The sequence below is a fragment of the Flavobacterium sediminilitoris genome, assembly GCF_023008245.1.
Classification (GTDB): domain Bacteria; phylum Bacteroidota; class Bacteroidia; order Flavobacteriales; family Flavobacteriaceae; genus Flavobacterium; species Flavobacterium sediminilitoris.
Genome location: NZ_CP090145.1, coordinates 1,553,500 through 1,572,735, shown reverse-complemented (window position 1 = coordinate 1,572,735; position 19,236 = coordinate 1,553,500). Strand labels below are relative to the sequence as shown.

Genomic DNA, 19,236 nt, shown 5'->3' with positions numbered 1-19,236 from the left:
AACAAAATTTGGCATCTTTTTTGTCTAATTTTGTTATAATAAATTAAATGATTATGAAAAAAATACTCTTAATACTCTTTTTTATAAGTTTCAGTATTAGCAATGCTCAAGAATTAACATGGCATACTGATATGAGTAAAGCATCTGAATTAGCAATCAAAGAGAAAAAACCTATGCTCTTGTTTTTTACTGGTTCAGATTGGTGTGGTTGGTGTATTCGTTTACAGAAAGAGGTTTTAAAAACGACCGAATTTGAAAAATGGGCAAAAGAAAATGTAGTTTTAGTAGAACTAGATTTTCCAAAAAGAACACCTCAAGATGAAACAATTAAAGCTCAAAACCATCAACTACAAAATATGTTTCAAGTAAGAGGCTATCCTACTGTTTGGTTTGTTACTCCTGAAAAAAAGGAAGGAAAAATGAACTTAAGCGGTCTTGGAAATACTGGCTATGTTGCTGGAGGACCAGAAAAATGGTTAACTGTGGCAAAAGGAATTGTTTCTAAAACAGAAGAAAAATAATCTATCATTTTAATAACCTATAAAATCCCTTTTCTACTGTTGTATGAAAAGGGATTTTTTCTTGTTCACATGTTTCTTTCCATTTCTTCATTTTGTAAAAAGGATTACTATTATCTGCAATAATTACCTTTGGTTTTACCTCTTTAATTAATCTTCTTAAATTAATTTTTGGACTTTGAATTAAAACAATTACATCTGGTTTCAATTTTGTTTTATAAATAGACATGCTATCAATAATTAATATCCTTTCTTCATTATAATTTAATACATTTTGTAATGGAATTATATGAACACTATCTGTAAATGTTCCACGAGAATAATCGTTTATTAATCCCTTATTTTCTTCTATAGAATTAGTAAACACATTTATTTTGTTTCCTTCTTTTATAGATATTAAACTTTTCTTACTATTAAAAACTAATAATTCATCAGCCTTGTTCTCTTCTGTTTTTATAAAAATGAAAGACAATTGAAAAATTAAAATTGCAAAAGCACAATTCCTAAAAGTATTCCATTTTGGGTTATATATCCAATAAATCAAAGTCCCAATAAATAAATATAATAAAACTGTTGAAAATGCTGAAAATGAAATATTTTCCACAATTCCATTCTTTATTTTTGAAATCATGGTAATATAACTATTCATTATAGATATAAAAATGACAAGTAATTTACCGCAAAGCAATGCAAATGGCTTAAAAATAAAATTCAACAACAATGTGAAACTTCCAAAAATTAGTATACAACTGGCCAAAGGAATAACAACAATATTTGCTACTAAAAACAATAATGGTAATTGATTAAAATAATACAAACTTAGTGGCAAAACACCTATTTGAGCAGCTAATGAAACTAGAATAATATCTATAAAATAAATTCCTATTTTATTCTTTGTAAAATAACATCTCTTATAAAATGGTTGAAACAAAAGTATAGATATTACAGCAGCATAACTTAATTGAAATCCTATATCAAAAACAAAATTTGGATTAAAAATGAGTAATATCAAAGCTGAAACCGCTACTGCATTGTAAACATTATTTTGTTGATTATAATAATCCCCAATACTAACAAATGTAAACAAAGTAACTGCTCTTGTTACCGAAGCTGGTAAACCTGTTAAAAAAGCAAATAGCCACAAAAAACTTAAAATAGCTATCATTTTGAGGGTTTTCCCATATTTAATCTTCTCAATCGGTTTTAGAACAAACGCTAGAAAGAAATAAAGAATACCTATATGAAGTCCAGAAATAGCTAAAATATGTATAACTCCAGCCTTAGAATATTTATCAATAGTTTCTTTATCCATATAACTTCGTTGTCCTAATAATAAAGCATCTAATATTGATCTTATAGTTTCATCATATTTGTGATCAGTGAAACTATTCCTTAAGTTTAATCTTAAATTTTGTATATAATAATCAAAGTTCTTAGTGAGTTTAATTTTCACAATCTCTCCTTTATTACAAAATACTTGGTGAAATATGTTTTGCTTTTCTAAATATTCTGAATAATCAAATTGATATGGATTACGAGATTTTTGTATCGGTTGAATCTTTTTATTAATCCATATTTCCTGACCTACACTGAGTTGTTCTTTGTTTTCTTTTGAATAATATAAAAGAATTTTACCTAATGCTTCTGTTTTATTACACTGGTTTATTTTTAAAAGATATTTATTGTATTTACTATTTGGTTTTATTACAGAAGTGATAGTACCTCTCAATTCATTATTTTCACTTTTCATTATCTTAGAATAATGATTTTTATAATGTATTTCTTCATGTAAATAATGAGAAAACACTCCTAAGGAGATTACAAATGAATAACAACAAATTCCAAATAATATGTTTTGAAAAAGTTGTTTTTTTGCTCTTAGAAAGGCATAAACAAAAACTAAAAAAGAGATTGAAAGAAAAATTAAGATTACTAAAAATGGTAACCTTAAAAAATGATTTGCTAAAATTCCTAATACAAAGCTGACCGTAATTGTTATTATTGGGAACTTAAGTAGCTTCATCTTTATTAGTCTAAAACACGATTTATTTGAGCAAATGTTTTAGAATAATATGCATCCAAAGTTGAAGAAACAATAACACCTCTTTTTGTAGATGAATGGATGAATTTAATTTCATCATTTACAATTTCTGTAATAATTCCTACATGGTTAATAACGCTTCTTCCATTTGTTTTGAAAAAAATTAAATCACCAGGTTGTGCTTCATTTTTTTTAATTTTTTGACCATGTCTAGACATATCAATAGATGTTCTTGGCAAAGAAATATCATAATTCCCATAAGTACTAAAAACAAGTCCTGAGCAATCCATCCCTGTTTTTGTTGTTCCTCCAGTTCTATATTTAACACCTAAATTATCTAATGCATCATTAATAATTTTATTCGCTAAAGAATTTGTAGCTCTTTTTTCTAGCTTTCTTCCTTTGTCATCTTTATCAACAATCTCTTCATTCTCTCTCTTTTCTGATGATTTAGTTCTGTTTGATTTTACAGTTTTAGTTCTTCCATCTTCAGAATAACTATAAATCCCTTTTTCTTTTGCTTCTTTTTTTGAAGTAATAATATTTGATTGCGTTTTACAACTTACAATGCTAATTAAAACGATAAAAACGAGTATTTTTTTCAAAATATATTATAATATTAATCTTTTAATTTTTACGAATTTTTTCTTGAAATAGGTTTCCATCAGTGATGAAATCATAACACCTTTACTTGAAGACGCATGGATAAATCTAATATCACCTTTACAATTTTCAATTACTATTCCTACATGTGAAATACTTCTTCTCCTATTGGTTTTAAAGAAAATTAAATCTCCTATATCTGCTTTTTCTCTTTTAATTTTTTCACCTAATTTGCTTTGCTCTATAGATGTTCTTGGAAGTAAAAAATTATTCTTTTTATAGGCTTTATAAATCAAAGCAGAACAATCTATTCCGTCTTTACTCATTCCACCATAATGATATGGAGTTCCAATATAAACTCTTGCGCTATCTATAATTTTAATACGAGTAAGAAAAATGTCAATATCTTTTACAACTTCTGCGAATCTTTTTTTCTCTTTTTCTTTAAATCGTTTTTTTAGAAAAAATGATTTTTCGGTTTTAACGGCAGACTTATCTGCTTTGATATTATTTTTAGGATTTAATAAACCTAAATAATCATCAAAAACAACTACTTTTTTAATCTCATTATCAGCAGTTTTATCTGTTAAAACAGATTGTGCTTTTCCACTAATAATAAACAAGCAGCATAATAATAGTAATCCTTTTTTCAAACCTAAGTGTGTATTTTTGCTAAAATAAAGATTATTTCTTTAATGAGGAAACAATTAATTGAGCAGTTTTATCACTAGCGCCTGTTCCTCCTAACTTTTCTTCTAAAACAGAGTACGCTTCAATCATTTTCTTTCTGCCTTTTTCATCAAGAATTTTACTCAATTCTTTCTTTAAGTTTTTGGAATTAAATTTATCTTGAATAAGCTCAGTAACAACTTCTTTATCCATAATTAAATTAACTAAAGAAATGTATTTCAAAGTGATAATACGTTTTGCAATTTGATATGACACCCAACTTCCTTTATAACAAACTACTTCAGGGACTTTAAAAAGTGCCGTTTCTAATGTTGCTGTTCCAGAAGTAACTAATGCAGCACGAGAAACACTCAATAAATCATACGTTTTGTTTGATATAAAATGAACATTCTCATTCTTTAAAAACGTTTGATAGAAAGAATATTCTTGACTAGGAGCTCCTGCAATGACAAATTGATAATCTGGAAAATCTTTTACTATTGATAACATTCCTGAAAGCATTTTTGTAATTTCTTGCTTTCTACTACCTGGCAAAAGTGCAATTATAGGTTTATCATCTAAGTTATTTTCCTTTCGAAAATTAACTTCATTTACTTCTGTTCTATTATGTATGGCATCAATTAATGGATGACCTACAAATTTCACCAGAAAATGATGCTTCTTCTCATAAAAGTCTTTTTCAAACGGAAGAATTACGTACATAAAATCCACGTCTCGTTTTATAGCTTTAATTCTATTTTCTTTCCAAGCCCATATTTGAGGTGAAATGTAGTAGTGTGTTGGTATTTTTCTCTCCTTTGCCCAAGTAGCAATTCTCATATTAAAACCTGGATAATCGATAAAAATTATAGCATCTGGTTGAAATTGTTCGATGTCTTTTTTACATACTTTGATGTTATTCAAAATCGTTTGCAAATTCATTACTACTTCTATAAATCCCATAAAAGCAAGATCACGATAGTGTTTTACTAATGTTCCTCCTGTTTTTTGCATTAAATCTCCACCCCAAAAACGAATTTCGGCATTTGGGTCTTCTTTAAAAATAGATTTCATCAGATTAGAACCGTGCAAATCTCCGGATGCTTCACCTGCAATTATGTAATATTTCATTCTTTAATTCTAATAATTAAATAAGCTACAATCTACTAATTCGTTATTTACAAAAGTTATAATCCACAACTTGCCATACTCTTCTTCGCTCAACTCTTTATATTTGTAACTTCCTATAAATTGATTAACCAAAGCAGGAATTGTATTTGAATGTCCTGCTATTACTATGATTTTTCCTTGTTCTTTCTTTACTATATTCTTAGCAAATTCAACATCTCTAGCATCATAATTAGTAATTTCTATTTTCTTTTCATCTGAAATTACTCCTAATGTTTTTTGCGTTCTTAGATAAGGTGTTGCATACAATCTGTCAATAGAAAAATCATTAAGCATAAACGCTAACTTTTTTGCTCTTTCTTCTCCTTCTATTGATAAAGCAGGATTTTTAGTTCCGTCCTTTTCTTTTTCAGCATGACGAACTAATATTATTTTTGTTATCGTCTTTTCTTTTGAAAAGTCTTTAGAGTTTACATTATTTTGCGAATGAACTAAGCTTGCAAAGCAAAAATTAATAATAAGTAAAAAAATAATATTTTTCATTGTTATAAAAGTAATGTTGTAATTGTTATAATAAACATTGCCAAGATAATTCCTCTTGCCATCAAATCTTTATTCTTTTTCAATAATAAGAAAAAAACAACAACATTTGGTATTGCACCTAGTGTTATAACTTTTCCTATCATTCCTGCACTTTTCATTATTTTAAATCCTTCTACAAAACCTTGTTCTGTAAAAAACTGAAGCGCTATAAAAGTTCCTATTAAAGCTCCTAATAAACCAATTATTAACCCTATGAATAAATCTTTTTTCTTCATTTTAAATCCCAATTATTTAGCGTTTTTATTACCTGATGAGCTGTTAAATCAAATTGAACTGGTACAACAGAAACATAATTATTTTCTAAAGCCCATTCATCTGTATCTTCTCCTTCATCTTTATTTACAAATTCCCCTGTCAACCAGTAATATTCTTTTCCTTGTGGGTTTGTTCTTTTATCAAATTCTTCAACCCACATTGCTTTTGCTTGTCGACAAACTTTAATTCCATTTATTACTCCTTTCGAAGCTTTAGGAAAATTAACATTTAAAACAACACCTTCAGGTAACCCATTTTTCAGAACTTCTTGTGTTATTTTTTTAACATACTCTCTTGTCGGTTCAAAATTTGTCTCCCAACTATAGTCTAAATGTGAAAAACCAATAGCTGGAATTCCTTCAATACCTGCCTCAACAGCAGCACTCATTGTACCTGAATAAATAACATTTATAGAAGAATTTGATCCATGATTAATTCCAGAAACACATAAATCTGGTTTCTTTTTTAAAATTTCATGAACAGCCATTTTAACACAGTCAACTGGTGTTCCAGAACAACTATATTCATGTTCAATTTCTTTATCTAAATTTACTTTATCAATGTGTAGTGTATTATTTATTGTTATCGCATGTCCCATTCCACTTTGAGGACTATCAGGCGCTACAACTATTACCTCTCCAATTTCTTTCATTACATCAATTAAGAAACGGATACCAGGTGCTACTATACTATCGTCATTAGTTACAAGTATAAGTGGTTTTTTCATTTATTTTTTTCTGCTAATTTAAATAATTTAAATGGAAACCAAATTCAATAATATAAATATAAAGTTTTTAATTTTTAACAAAAAATTGTCGTAAATTGCGAGATATGGCATGATTTTTTATGTAATTTAGTTGAAAATTTTTTTAATGACCCAAATTGTTAATTTTATGAAAAGAAATTATAAGGTTATTTTGTTAATAACTGCCTTATCAGCAGTTCTATGGAGTTTTATACCTACGAAAAAAACCGAAGATCCAGAGAAAGACAAATTACTTTTGGAACTACTAACTTATGTCTTGGAAAAAGGACATTATAGCCCTGTTGAAATTAATGACAGCTTCTCAAAACAAGTGTACAATAAGTATTTGAATGGAATTGATCCTACAAAACGCTTCTTTTTAGAATCTGATATAAAAGAATTCGATCAATATAAGCAAGTAATTGATGACATGATCAAAAATAAAGACTTGTCGTTTTTTTACTTAACTAATACGCGATTATTAAAACGTATTAAAGAATCGGAATCTATTTATAAATCTATATTATCTAAACCTTTTGATTTCACTATTGATGAAGTTATCAATACTGATTATGAAAAACAGCCTTATGCTAAAAATGATAAAGAATTAAAGAATAGATGGCGTAGACAATTAAAATTATCTGTTCTTTCAACTATCGTTGATAAAGAAAAATTAGAAAAAGACAAAAAAGAAAAAGATCCTAATTATACTAAAAAGCGTTTTTCAGAAATTGAAAAAGAAGCACGTGAAAGCTCTTTAAAATCATTAAATGATTATTTTGATTTTATTGAAAAAGAACTTGATAGCAATGATTGGTATTCAATATTTATAAACTCAATTGTTGAGCAATTTGATCCTCATACTTTTTATTTTTCTCCTGAAGAAAAAGACAAGTTTGACATTAGTATGAGCGGAAAATTTGAAGGAATTGGTGCAAAACTTCAAAAGAAAAATGAAGTAGTTGAAATATCAGAATTAATTTCTGGTGGACCAGCATGGAGAGGAAAAGAACTTGAAGCAGGAGATATAATATTAAAAGTTGCTCAAGGAAGTGAAGATCCTCTTGATATTGCAGGAATGAGACTTGATGATGTTGTAAAAAAGATCAAAGGAGCAAAAGGAACCGAAGTTCGTTTAACCGTTAAAAAAGTAGATGGTACAATTTCTGTAATTTCTATCATTAGAGATGAAGTAGAAACAGAGGAAACATTTGCTAAATCTTCTGTAGTTGAAAAAGATGGTAAAAAATTCGGAATTATTTACCTTCCAAAATTCTACATTAGTTTTGACAACAAAGACGAAAGAGATGCATACAAAGATGTTGCTCTTGAAATTGAGAGACTTAAAAAAGAAAACATTGAAGGTATTATAATGGATTTAAGAGGAAACGGAGGAGGCTCTCTTGAAACTGTTGTAAATATGACGGGATTATTTATAGAACAAGGTCCGGTAGTACAAGTAAAATCATCCGGAAGTAAAAAGGATATTTTATCCGACAAAGATCCTGGTGTTCAATGGACTGGCCCGCTTGTAGTAATGGTTGATAATTTTTCTGCTTCTGCTTCTGAAATTTTCGCAGCAGCAATTCAAGATTACAAAAGAGGTCTTGTTATAGGTAGTAAACATACTTATGGAAAGGGAACAGTTCAAAACCTTATTGATTTAAATCAGTTCGTAAGAAGTAATTCTTATGGAGATTTAGGAGCATTAAAAACTACTACTCAAAAATTCTATAGAATTAATGGTGGATCAACTCAAAGAGAAGGTGTATTAAGCGATATTATTTTACCAGATCGTTTTGCTTATTTAGATATGGGAGAAAGAGATGAGAAAAATTCTTTACCTTGGGACAAAATTGACGCTGCTCCATACAAACCTATTTTTTCAGGATTTGAATCTATTATTTCTAAAAGCAATGATAGAATAGCTAATAACGAACAATTTAAGTTGATTGATGAAAATGCAAAATGGATTTTTGAAAGAAAAGATGATAATGATTTTGAACTTAGCTTAGAAAAATTTGAAATAAAAATGGAGATTATTGACAATAAACTTAGAAAGTTTAAATCACTTGCTGATTATAAAAACAATCTAACGTTCAATTCACTTCCTTATGAAATTGAAGCTACTCAAAAAGACAACATTTTAAAGGAGAAAAGAGAGCGTTGGCATGAAGAACTTCAAAAAGATATCTATGTTGACGAAGCTTTAAATGTTTTAAGCGATATTGAAAAACTTGATTTCAGAAGTGTTGTTTACTCTAGAAACAAAAAGGGAAAATTTGAAAGATTAGATTAAAAACTATAAATAAAAAATGAGGTTTAACAACCTCATTTTTTTTATACATTAAATTCAACTATAATTTTTGTATAAACAAAACATAATAACCTCAAAAATGTTTTATTAATTTCTTCTACTCCAAAAAATTGAATTTGCCCATCTGCTCTCAAGAGCATATTGTTCATGAAGTTGAACTTTATAGTTTTCAAATGCATCTCTCATAATATAATGATAAACATCTAATGCTTCTTCTTTTTTCAAGAGTATATCTGCCAATGCATGTCCGCCATAATATCCTGAAGCAAGAGCCGAGGTAATACCATAAGAAGACAATGGATCAAATGAATAAGCAGCATCTCCTATAGCTAACCAATTTCCTCCAAAAGGTTTTTCTAAATATGTTGTATTTGCTATTCTTGTTGTTATATCAAAAATATTATCTTCCTCTAATCTAGTTTTAAATACTTTTTGACCTAATTGAGAATTATTCATAATATCCAAAATAAAGTCTTTTCCTTTATTCTTAGACGGAATCAAATCTAAATCCGTAAAAATCATGACTATCACATTATCCCCTTCTGATGGCGACACGTATATCCATCCATTCTCAAAACTTTCTGTATGAACATAAAACGGGATAGTTGTTTTAATTTGACATTTAAAACTTAATGATGCAAGCTGATCTAGTGTTTTCTTTTCTATTCCTAATTTTCTACATACAGAAGCTTTTCTTCCTGTTGCATCTACAACATAATTACAAAAAAGAGTTAACTCATCTGTTTTCGATTTCAAGACTACTTTTGTAAAATTCTTTTCTTTATTAATAGTATATAATGTATAATCTACCAACCAATTTATTTGATTTCTTTTAGAAATGTCTTGTAATTGTTTTTCGAAATAAGTTCTATTTAAAAGAATCCCTTTATTATACCTATCAAAAAGAAATAATTTTTCATGCAAAATAGACGTTCCCCAAACAGATTTATTCCCATAATACAAATGATGTTTTTCATCTATAAGCAATGATTCTAAACCCATTTTTTGAAATAATGGATAAGCGTTAGGAGGAATACATTCTCCTACTTTTTGATTACTTAACTGATTTGCTTCAACAATAACAGTTGAAATATTCCTAGAATTAAGAGTTAATCCTGCTGCAATACCAGCAGGACCTCCTCCAATAATAATTACATTAAAAAAGTTATTATCTTTCATTTCTACCATAAAATGGTCTTTTCTTAGCTATTTTAGTAGATTCAGCAAATGTTGTTTTTAACATTTTTTCATCTACTGTTACTCTTTCCGCATAACGAACTTGTTCCATTGTTGGATCAATTGAAGTATAAGCCATTCTTGTTTCCTTCCAAACTCTATTTGGTAAAAAATCACTTTCTTGATTCTTATATTCTGTCTCTGCAATAATTCCTAAATCATGCCATTCACTAATCATTTTATTTATTTTTGGTAAATATTGTGTACCAAATTCACGTAACCAATCTTGACGATAATCAAAGTGTTTCAATCGCTGTGCAATATTTACTTTTGTATCACTCATTCTACCATAACTATCTTCACTTAATACTTGATTAGGCACTCTTGCTGCCCAAAATGATGGTAAAGGCAAATAAGTTGTAGTATCATATCCAGACAGGCAACTTGCCTCATCTGTTTGCCAAGGCACACCTAACCATCTAGTCAAAGAACCTGGTCCACTTGCCGACAATGGTCCGTCTTCAGACAAAGCAATTGCAGGACTTAATAAGCTTCCATAATCTAAATTTGGCATCTCATTTTCAGGCAATACTTTCAATCTAAAAGGTTTTTCCCACATCAAAGCATTACGCATTGGCCATGTTAATTCAATTCCTGGATGAAAAGGACCTCCTAAACATTCTTCAAATGGAGCTATATTTAAAGCCTCTATTTGTTCTTCCAGAGATAATTCATTAAAAGATTTTATTTTATCTACTTTGACATTATTAAAATCTCCTTTCGCCCATTTTTCAAACCATTTATATTGTGTATTTGTAATTGGCAAATCATCTAAGGCAATATTTGTATAATCTCCAAAACCATCCCCATAAAAAGGAGGTACTTTTTTAGGTTCTGCTACATTACTATTTGGATTTCTTAACCAATTAAAGATTCTTTCCCTTTCTTCTTTTGAAGATTCAGAAGGATCAGACAACTTATTCAATAACTCTGGATTAGTGAAATCAGAAGGAGAGTTTTTCCCAAAAAGCATAAAAAATCCATGATTTACCCATTGTGTATTTGTCATACGTTCTAAAACTGGATAAATATGCTCCCAAAAATTTACTCCATTAGAAGTTGGATCTGGATAATTGAATTTTTCAATAAATAAATTCAACACTACATCATACATGGTTACAACTCCAAATAACCCTGGTCCAAAATTTGGAGGAGTTACAGCAACCATTGCTGGTTCTGCTTCAAATGTTTTGCCATTGAGAACAATAGTTGCCCTAATTGTACCATCAGAAGTATCATCATGCCAACCTACGTTATTTGCAAAGGTTGTTGCTGGTTTATTATCATAAGAAGCAGAGTTTCCATCTCCACCAAAAAACAAAAGCCTTCCTTTATCATCTGTTTCTATTTTTCCTAGTGGTACTTCTTTCCCATAAAACTTCCCTCCTGTTAACTCATATTCTGGTTTATCTTTTTGACTTATTCCATTTATCTTTTTGACTCCTGGATTTATAACCAATTCATCCCTATCACCTCCTTTAACATTTCCATTTCTATATGTTGAAGGAATAGCATATCCTTCTAAATCTAAAGCATTATTGAACTCATACCAAGCTGATTTTACATTGGCAACATGTACTCTCCAATTTATTTGTGCTTCACTTGCTACTATTTCTTTAACAACTTCTCCAGCAGCATTAAATCCGTATACTCTAAACCGAGCAACTTGCTTTTTAACTTTCCCTTCTTTATCTTTAAATCCCCCATCTGGTGTTTCCATAGTATTTGATAAATCTGAAGCAAAATAATATTCCGAAGAATTTCCAATTCTAGCAATTCCTAGTGGTGGATAAATTGCTACACTTTGAATAACTTGATCTTTTTCCATCTTTTTGTTTGTTTGATTCTTTTCAAAATTACCTAAATAGAGAATTAAAAAAACAGGTAATTATACCTGTTTTCTTTACTTAAATTAGTTATACACAAAAGGCTATCTTTTAAATTAGATAGCCTTAAAACAAAACTCCTATTGCAACAATAAGAGTAATTCTTTCATTTTATTTAGTTTGCTTTCAGTAAATTATTTTTAATAAACTGATTTTTTTAATTAACAGAAATAGGTGTTGTTATAAGGAATATAACAACATGTTTTTACTCCATTTACATATATAAAACTTCCATCACCTCCGCAAGCTTTTGGCTCTTCTATTGGGTCTCCAGGAATTGGAATTCTTATACCTCCATTAATGCTTTTTTGTTCTTTTTTAGTTAGCTCTTGAGATCCTTTTAATTTTAAAATTGATTTTTTCATTGTTTATTTTTATTTATCTCCATTTACTAAATAGAGAGGTTTTTAATTAAATTAGTTCTTATTAAAATTCTTATAACTATAAATTAACAGATATAATTATTCTGAGAAGGAATATAACAACATGTTTTTACTCCATTAACAAAAATGAAGCTTCCGTCTCCTCCACAACGTTTATCTTCATAAATTGGTCCAATTCCACCACTAATTGTTTTTTGTTCTTTTTTACTTAACTTTTGAGTTCCTTTTAATTCTAAGATACTTTTTAACATAATACTAGGTTTAAAAATTGTTTAATATCCAATCATTTAAAGACACTTGGATTTTTTGTCTGTTTATTTGCTCTATTTAAAAAAATACAATAGTAATTATCATCAATATATCTTACATTAAAATACGATATTACTAATAAAAATGTTATATTATAAATAAAATTTAACCTAAAAATATAAAATATCTTCTTTACAAAAATTAATTTTGTAAAATAATTAACATATTATTAATAATTAAAACCTCTGTTATTTTTAATCACAAAATAATTTTATCAAACCAAAGACAAATATTAATCCTACATCTAAGTTTTTAAATTAAGGATTATTCAATCAGAAAGATTATAATTATTTTATGATATAAAATTTAAAATTATAACATTTTAGGATTGATTTGTTAAAAATCTTTACCTACTTTTGTTAGAAAATATAACCAAATGCTTCGCTTAATTGCGTTGCTTGCAATGACATAATTATGAAACCAGACTTATTTCAAGCTCCAGATTATTATCAATTAGATGATTTATTATCAGATGAGCACAAATTAGTAAGAGACGCAGCTCGTGCATGGGTAAAAAGAGAAGTTTCTCCAATTATAGAAGAATATGCTCAAAAAGCAGAATTCCCAAAACAAATAATTAAAGGATTAGCCGACATAGGTGGTTTTGGCCCATACATTCCTGTAGAATATGGAGGAGCGGGTTTAGATCAAATTTCGTATGGTTTGATTATGCAAGAAATTGAACGTGGTGATAGCGGTGTTCGTTCAACATCATCTGTTCAGTCTTCATTAGTTATGTATCCTATTTGGAAATATGGAAATGAAGAACAACGTATGAAATATCTACCAAAATTAGCCTCTGGAGAATTTATAGGTTGTTTTGGACTTACCGAACCTGATCATGGTTCAAATCCAGGAGGAATGACAACAAACTATAAAGACATGGGAGATCACTATCTTTTAAATGGCGCAAAGATGTGGATTTCAAATGCACCATTTGCTGACATTGCTGTTGTTTGGGCAAAAAATGAAGAAGGAAGAATTCATGGTCTTATTGTAGAAAGAGGAATGGAAGGATTTTCTACTCCTGAAACTCATAATAAATGGTCACTTCGTGCTTCTGCAACAGGAGAATTAATATTTGATAATGTAAAAGTTCCAAAAGAGAATTTATTACCAAATAAATCTGGATTAGGAGCTCCGCTAGGATGTTTAGATTCCGCTCGTTACGGTATTGCTTGGGGAGCAATTGGAGCAGCAATGGATTGTTATGATACTGCTTTAAGATATTCTAAAGAGCGTATACAATTTGACAAACCTATTGGTGCAACTCAGTTACAACAAAAGAAACTAGCTGAAATGATTACCGAAATTACAAAAGCTCAATTATTAACATGGAGACTTGGTGTTTTAAGAAATGAAGGAAGAGCTACTTCTGCTCAAATTTCTATGGCAAAACGTAATAATGTAGATATGGCAATACATATTGCTCGTGAGGCCAGACAAATGCTTGGTGGAATGGGTATAACAGGGGAATATTCTATTATGCGCCACATGATGAATTTAGAATCAGTAATTACCTATGAAGGAACTCACGATATACATTTATTAATTACTGGAATGGATGTAACTGGGTTTTCAGCATTTAAATAATACCATAATAGATAAAAATAATATAAAATGCTTCATTATTTGATGAAGCATTTTTATTTTTGGAACATTATTTGCTAAAACTATATTTAGATAGATTTCGTAAATAATTTTAAAAACAAAATATTATGAAAACCCAAACTATTAACCGTAGAATTCAATCGTATAAAGACCAATTATTAAATCACTCTTTATACAATGAAATAAAAAACATTGAAGATTTACATTGTTTTCTTGAAAATCATGTGTTTGCTGTATGGGATTTTATGTCTTTATTAAAAGCCTTACAAAACAAATTAACTTGTACAACAACTCCTTGGCTACCTGTTGGTAATCCTGAAATTCGTTACTTAATAAATGAGATAGTTGTTGCAGAAGAAACCGATGTTGATATAAATGGAAATAGAAAAAGTCATTATGAGCTATATATTGACGCAATGGCAACTTGTGGAGCAAATACAGCTATAATAAAAAACTTTTTAGAAGATGTTGTCACTACGAAAAATATATTTGTAAGTATTAAACAAAGTGATTTACATGATGATATAAAAGCTTTCTTAGATTTTACATTTAGAGTAATCGAAGAAGGAAAACCTCATCAAATAGCTTCTGCTTTCACCTTTGGAAGAGAAGATCTTATTCCTGATATGTTTTCAGCAATTCTTACTAAATTTCAACAAAACTTCCCTGAAATAGATTTATCTGAATTAATCTATTATTTTGAACGTCATATTGAATTAGATGCAGATGAACATGGACCAATGGCAATGAAAATGATTGAGGAATTATGTGAAAATGATGATAAAAAATGGCAAGAAGTTGAAGAAACAGCCATATTAGCGCTTCAAAAGAGAATTAAATTATGGGATGCCATTGAAGAACAAATTCGAAAAAAAGAATTAGCATTGTAACAAAACAATACAAAAGTGGTTTTTGTTTATCTTTACAAAACAAACAAATGCTAAATGTCTTCACAAACTCGATTAACAAAAGCATATAAAGAAGCTAAAAGAGTATCCTTTACAAAGAAGGACAAATTTATTTTGTTTAGTGATTGTCACAGAGGTGATTCTAGTTTTGCAGATGATTTTGCTAATAATAGAAACATTTATTTTCATGCACTCCAACATTATTACAAAGAAGGCTTTACATATATAGAGCTTGGAGATGGAGATGAATTATGGGAAAACTTATTCTTTAAAGATATTTTTGAAGCAAATAAGAATGTTTATATGCTTCTTCAGCAATTTTTCAACAACAATAGGTTACATATGATTTACGGAAATCATGACATGGTATATCGTAATCAAAATGTTGTAAAAAAAACTTTAAGTGAATATTTTGATCAACGAAAAGGAGAAAAAATACCGTTATTCCCAAATATTAAATTTCACGAAGGAATTGTCTTAAAAAACGCAGATAATGATAACCAAGAGTTGTTTTTAACACACGGACATCAAGCTGATTTTATGAATTATGTCGGGTGGAAAATTAATCGCTTTTTAGTTAGAATTCTTTGGAAACCTTTACAAGTTTGGGGAATAAAAGACCCCACAAGTCCTGCTAAAAATTATATTGAACTTATAAAGGTAGAACGTAGAATCAAAAAATGGATTGCTGAAAATAACAATAAAATAACAATTACTGGACATACCCATAGACCACGTTTTCCAAGTCCTAGTGAAAATGCCTTACACTATTTTAATGATGGAAGTTGCGTACATCCTAGAAGCATAACTGGCATCGAAATAGAAAATGGAGCAATTGCTTTAATAAAATGGTTTATCGATACTAAAGAAGATGGAACATTACAAATTAAGAAAGAATACTTAGAAGGACCGGCTAATTTGGAAGATTATAAATAAAATAATAAAGCGAAGAATATTCTTCGCTTTATTATTTTTACTGCTCTGGTGCAATTTCTATTTCAAGACCATCTAAATCTTCAGTAAGGTGAATTTGACAACCTAATCTACTATTTTCTTTAACATGATAGGCTTCGGAAAGCATTGCTTCTTCATCGTCATTCCGTTCTGTTTTCAAAACGTCATTTAAAAGATAACATTGACATGAAGCACACATTGCCATACCTCCACAAACGCCTACTGTTCCTTCCTCTGCTAATTCATAAGAGCGAATAAGCTCCATAACATTCATGTTCATGTCTGTTGGAGCTTGTACTTCATGAATTATACCATTACGATCTGTAATCTTTATAGTAATGTCTGTCATTAGTCTATAGCTTTTACAACTGCTTTTTCTGCTTCTTTTCGTGTACCGTCAAAACCATCAACACCAGATACTGTTGTATATTTCAATACATATCGTTTTCCAGGATTTAACTTATTGTATACACTTTGGCACATCAAGGTTGCCTCGTGAAAACCACAAAGAATTAATTTTAACTTACCAGGATAAATATTAACGTCACCAATAGCATAGATTCCTTCAATATTAGTTTGGTAATCTAGTGCATTATTTACTTTGATTGCATTTTTTTCAATCTCTAATCCCCAATTTGCAATAGGTCCTAATTTAGGTGTTAATCCAAAAAGAGGAATAAAATAATCCGCTTCCACATTCATACGAGCTCCATTAACCTCAATATCTATAGACTCTATACGTTCATCCCCTTTAAAACCAACCACTTCTGCTGGTGTAATTAATTTTATTTTATCTTCAGATTTCAGCGCCTGAACTTTTTCAACAGAATCTAAAGCACCTCTAAATTCATTTCTTCTATGTACCAAAGTAACTGATTTTGCTACATTTGATAAGAAAATACTCCAATCTAATGCAGAATCTCCTCCTCCAGCAATCACGATATTTTTTCCACGATATTTTTCAGGATCTTTTACAAAATAATCAACTCCTCTGTCTTCTTTTTCATAGAACTCTATATCTTTTAGTAGAGGTTTTCTAGGTTCAAATGTTCCTAATCCTCCAGCAATTGCAATTGCTTTTGCTTTATGTTTCGTTCCTTCTTTTGTTGTGACAATAAAAGTTCCATCTTCTAACTTATCAATAGTTTCGGCTGTCTCACCAAGAGTAAATCCAGGTTGAAATTGCTTAATTTGTTCCATCAAATTAGTCACCAAATCTCCTGCTAATACTTCCGGATAACCTGGAATATCGAAAATGGGTTTTTTAGGATATAATTCAGCTAATTGACCTCCTGGCTGAGGTAAGGCATCAATAATGTGACATTTTAATTTTAATAATCCTGCTTCAAAAACAGTAAAAAGTCCTGTAGGACCAGCTCCTATTATTAATATATCAGTTTCTATCATGTTTATAATTGTAAGCTACAAAATAACGAAGTTACTTTGATTTTTAATATGATTTTTATCAGTTTTAGCTATTTTAAAAAGGTTGAAGAAACATATTCTATTATTAAAATAAAAAACACAACAAAAACCAACCTTAAAGGCATTCTCAACTAATAAATATTTAGTTTGTAATTAATCTTTTTTGAAATAGTTACGCAATATTTTCTACCGTTTCAATTTGTGGAACATATTTTTTAATTGTAGTTTCAACACCTGCTTTCATAGTACTCACACTTAAACTACAACTTGTACACGCTCCTTCTAAACGGACTTTTACATGCTTCTCATCGATTACCTCAACTAGAGAAATATCTCCTCCATCCGAATTTAAGAATGGGCGAATTTCATCTAATGCTTTTTCGATATTTACTATTATTTCTTCTTTATTCATCTTATTTTCCTTTAACAGCAGAACAACCTGCCATTGTCGTTATTTTTATTGCTTCAGTAGCAGGCAAACTTTCATTTCTGCTTACTGTTTCTTGCACTACATTTCTAGCTAAATCTTCAAAAGCTTTTTCTAAAGGAGTTGATGTTTGTAGTGCCGCTGGACGACCATAATCACCTGCTTCTCTAATACTTTGTACTAATGGAATTTCTCCTAAGAATGGAACTTGTAAATCTATTGCTAAATTTCTAGCACCTTCTTTTCCAAAGATATAATATTTATTGTTTGGTAGTTCTTCTGGTGTAAAATAAGACATGTTTTCAATAATTCCTAAAACAGGCACATTGATACTTTCATTTGCAAACATAGAAACTCCTTTTTTAGCATCTGCAAGTGCTACTGCTTGAGGCGTACTTACCACTACTGCTCCAGTAATTGGTAGTGATTGCATAATTGATAAGTGAATATCTCCTGTTCCTGGTGGCAAATCAATTAGCATGAAATCAATTTCTCCCCAATTAGCATCAAATATCATTTGATTTAAAGCTTTTGCTGCCATTGGTCCTCTCCATATTACAGCTTGATCTGGTTTTGTAAAAAACCCTATAGATAATATTTCAACTCCATAGCTTTGGACAGGTTGCATTTTAGATTTTCCTTCTACTTCTACTGAAACTGGTTTTGCATTTTCAACATCAAACATTATTGGCATTGATGGACCATAGATATCAGCATCTAATACTCCTACTTTAAAGCCCATTTTTGCTAATGTTACTGCAAGGTTTGCAGTAATAGTAGATTTTCCAACTCCTCCTTTTCCTGATGAAACTGCTATAATATTACTAATTCCTGGAATTGCTTTCCCTTTAATTTGATTTGGATTTTCTGGCTTTTCTGGAGCTTCTACTTTAATATTAACTTTTACTTTTGCTTTTTCATACACTTTTTCGTGTATAACTTTAATAATATCAACTTCAGCTCTTTTCTTTATATGTAATGCTGGTGTAGTTAAAACAACGTCTACAACCACCTCATCTCCAAATGTAATTACGTTTTTAACCGCTCCACTTTCTACCATATTTTTTCCTTCTCCTGCAACAGAAATGGTTTCTAAAGCTCCCAGAATTTCTTTTCTATCTAATTTCATTATACTAACGTTTAAATCCTTTAACTATTTAACTAAGCTATCAAGGATGTCATTTTTTAAAAGTTTAAATATTTTTTCGTTATTTAAAC

Annotated in this window: 20 protein-coding genes; 5 read left to right on the top strand and 15 right to left on the bottom strand. The window is 29.4% G+C overall.

Annotation, left to right across the window (positions count from 1 at the left end):
• Positions 1-53: 53 nt before the first annotated feature.
• Positions 54-521, top strand: a complete 468-nt coding sequence (locus LXD69_RS07090) for a thioredoxin family protein (protein WP_045969605.1) — start codon at positions 54-56, stop codon at positions 519-521.
• Between the two features lie 4 nt (positions 522-525).
• Here LXD69_RS07090 and LXD69_RS07085 read toward each other — a convergent pair whose 3' ends face one another.
• From LXD69_RS07085 to surE, 7 genes are read right to left on the bottom strand one after another with little or no spacing between them, the layout of a single operon-like run.
• On the bottom strand, positions 526-2,541 hold the full coding sequence (locus LXD69_RS07085) for a ComEC/Rec2 family competence protein (RefSeq protein WP_246918457.1): 2,016 nt from the start codon (positions 2,539-2,541) through the stop codon (positions 526-528).
• 5 nt (positions 2,542-2,546) lie between these two features.
• Positions 2,547-3,164 (bottom strand): C40 family peptidase, encoded by a 618-nt coding sequence (locus LXD69_RS07080; RefSeq protein ID WP_246918456.1) that lies wholly within the window; start codon positions 3,162-3,164, stop codon positions 2,547-2,549.
• 6 nt (positions 3,165-3,170) lie between these two features.
• Entirely contained in the window at positions 3,171-3,815 is a 645-nt protein-coding gene (locus tag LXD69_RS07075) for a C40 family peptidase (RefSeq protein WP_246918455.1), read from the bottom strand.
• A 31-nt stretch (positions 3,816-3,846) separates the two neighbouring features.
• On the bottom strand, positions 3,847-4,962 hold the full coding sequence (lpxB, locus tag LXD69_RS07070; protein WP_246918453.1) for a lipid-A-disaccharide synthase: 1,116 nt from the start codon (positions 4,960-4,962) through the stop codon (positions 3,847-3,849).
• A gap of 9 nt (positions 4,963-4,971) precedes the next feature.
• Complete coding sequence (locus LXD69_RS07065; RefSeq protein WP_246918451.1) at positions 4,972-5,502, bottom strand: phosphoglycerate mutase family protein; 531 nt, start codon at positions 5,500-5,502, stop codon at positions 4,972-4,974.
• Between the two features lie 2 nt (positions 5,503-5,504).
• Positions 5,505-5,777, bottom strand: a complete 273-nt coding sequence (locus LXD69_RS07060; protein WP_045969616.1) for a hypothetical protein — start codon at positions 5,775-5,777, stop codon at positions 5,505-5,507.
• Positions 5,774-6,544: a 5'/3'-nucleotidase SurE gene (gene surE, locus LXD69_RS07055; protein WP_045969618.1), complete on the bottom strand. Its 771-nt coding sequence runs from the start codon at positions 6,542-6,544 to the stop codon at positions 5,774-5,776. The genes LXD69_RS07060 and surE overlap by 4 nt, the downstream gene beginning before the upstream one ends.
• Before the next feature lie 145 nt (positions 6,545-6,689).
• Here surE and LXD69_RS07050 point away from each other — a divergent pair, with 145 nt between their 5' ends.
• Positions 6,690-8,861, top strand: coding sequence for a carboxy terminal-processing peptidase (locus LXD69_RS07050; protein WP_246918450.1), 2,172 nt, complete (start codon positions 6,690-6,692; stop codon positions 8,859-8,861).
• Positions 8,862-8,966: 105 nt separating this feature from the next.
• Here LXD69_RS07050 and LXD69_RS07045 read toward each other — a convergent pair whose 3' ends face one another.
• The 4 genes from LXD69_RS07045 to LXD69_RS07030 all read right to left on the bottom strand — a co-directional run bounded on the left by LXD69_RS07045 (position 8,967) and on the right by LXD69_RS07030 (position 12,635).
• On the bottom strand, positions 8,967-10,067 hold the full coding sequence (locus tag LXD69_RS07045) for an NAD(P)/FAD-dependent oxidoreductase (protein WP_246918448.1): 1,101 nt from the start codon (positions 10,065-10,067) through the stop codon (positions 8,967-8,969).
• Positions 10,048-11,943, bottom strand: coding sequence for a LodA/GoxA family CTQ-dependent oxidase (locus LXD69_RS07040; RefSeq protein WP_246918447.1), 1,896 nt, complete (start codon positions 11,941-11,943; stop codon positions 10,048-10,050). Before LXD69_RS07040 ends, LXD69_RS07045 begins: the two co-directional genes overlap by 20 nt.
• Before the next feature lie 219 nt (positions 11,944-12,162).
• Positions 12,163-12,366 carry a phosphoheptose isomerase family protein gene (locus LXD69_RS07035; RefSeq protein WP_246918445.1) on the bottom strand — a complete coding sequence of 68 codons (204 nt, stop codon included), beginning with the start codon at positions 12,364-12,366 and terminating at the stop codon, positions 12,163-12,165.
• An 83-nt stretch (positions 12,367-12,449) separates the two neighbouring features.
• Positions 12,450-12,635 carry a hypothetical protein gene (locus LXD69_RS07030; RefSeq protein ID WP_045969623.1) on the bottom strand — a complete coding sequence of 62 codons (186 nt, stop codon included), beginning with the start codon at positions 12,633-12,635 and terminating at the stop codon, positions 12,450-12,452.
• A 472-nt stretch (positions 12,636-13,107) separates the two neighbouring features.
• On the opposite strand from LXD69_RS07030, the gene LXD69_RS07025 reads away from it, so the two are divergent.
• From LXD69_RS07025 to LXD69_RS07015, 3 genes are all read left to right on the top strand, one after another.
• Positions 13,108-14,286, top strand: a complete 1,179-nt coding sequence (locus LXD69_RS07025) for an acyl-CoA dehydrogenase family protein (RefSeq protein WP_045969625.1) — start codon at positions 13,108-13,110, stop codon at positions 14,284-14,286.
• Between the two features lie 125 nt (positions 14,287-14,411).
• On the top strand, positions 14,412-15,194 hold the full coding sequence (locus LXD69_RS07020; RefSeq protein ID WP_045969627.1) for a DUF3050 domain-containing protein: 783 nt from the start codon (positions 14,412-14,414) through the stop codon (positions 15,192-15,194).
• Positions 15,195-15,248: 54 nt separating this feature from the next.
• Positions 15,249-16,148, top strand: a complete 900-nt coding sequence (locus LXD69_RS07015; protein WP_045969629.1) for a metallophosphoesterase — start codon at positions 15,249-15,251, stop codon at positions 16,146-16,148.
• Between the two features lie 37 nt (positions 16,149-16,185).
• On the opposite strand, the gene LXD69_RS07010 is transcribed toward LXD69_RS07015, so the two are convergent.
• From LXD69_RS07010 to LXD69_RS06995, 4 genes are all read right to left on the bottom strand, one after another.
• Positions 16,186-16,515 carry a 2Fe-2S iron-sulfur cluster-binding family protein gene (locus LXD69_RS07010; protein ID WP_045969631.1) on the bottom strand — a complete coding sequence of 110 codons (330 nt, stop codon included), beginning with the start codon at positions 16,513-16,515 and terminating at the stop codon, positions 16,186-16,188.
• Positions 16,515-17,573, bottom strand: a complete 1,059-nt coding sequence (locus LXD69_RS07005) for an NAD(P)/FAD-dependent oxidoreductase (protein WP_045969634.1) — start codon at positions 17,571-17,573, stop codon at positions 16,515-16,517. Before LXD69_RS07005 ends, LXD69_RS07010 begins: the two co-directional genes overlap by 1 nt.
• 190 nt (positions 17,574-17,763) lie before the next feature.
• On the bottom strand, positions 17,764-18,003 hold the full coding sequence (locus tag LXD69_RS07000; protein ID WP_045969636.1) for a NifU family protein: 240 nt from the start codon (positions 18,001-18,003) through the stop codon (positions 17,764-17,766).
• 1 nt (position 18,004) lies between these two features.
• Positions 18,005-19,147 (bottom strand): Mrp/NBP35 family ATP-binding protein, encoded by a 1,143-nt coding sequence (locus tag LXD69_RS06995; RefSeq protein ID WP_045969638.1) that lies wholly within the window; start codon positions 19,145-19,147, stop codon positions 18,005-18,007.
• Positions 19,148-19,236 lie beyond the last annotated feature (89 nt).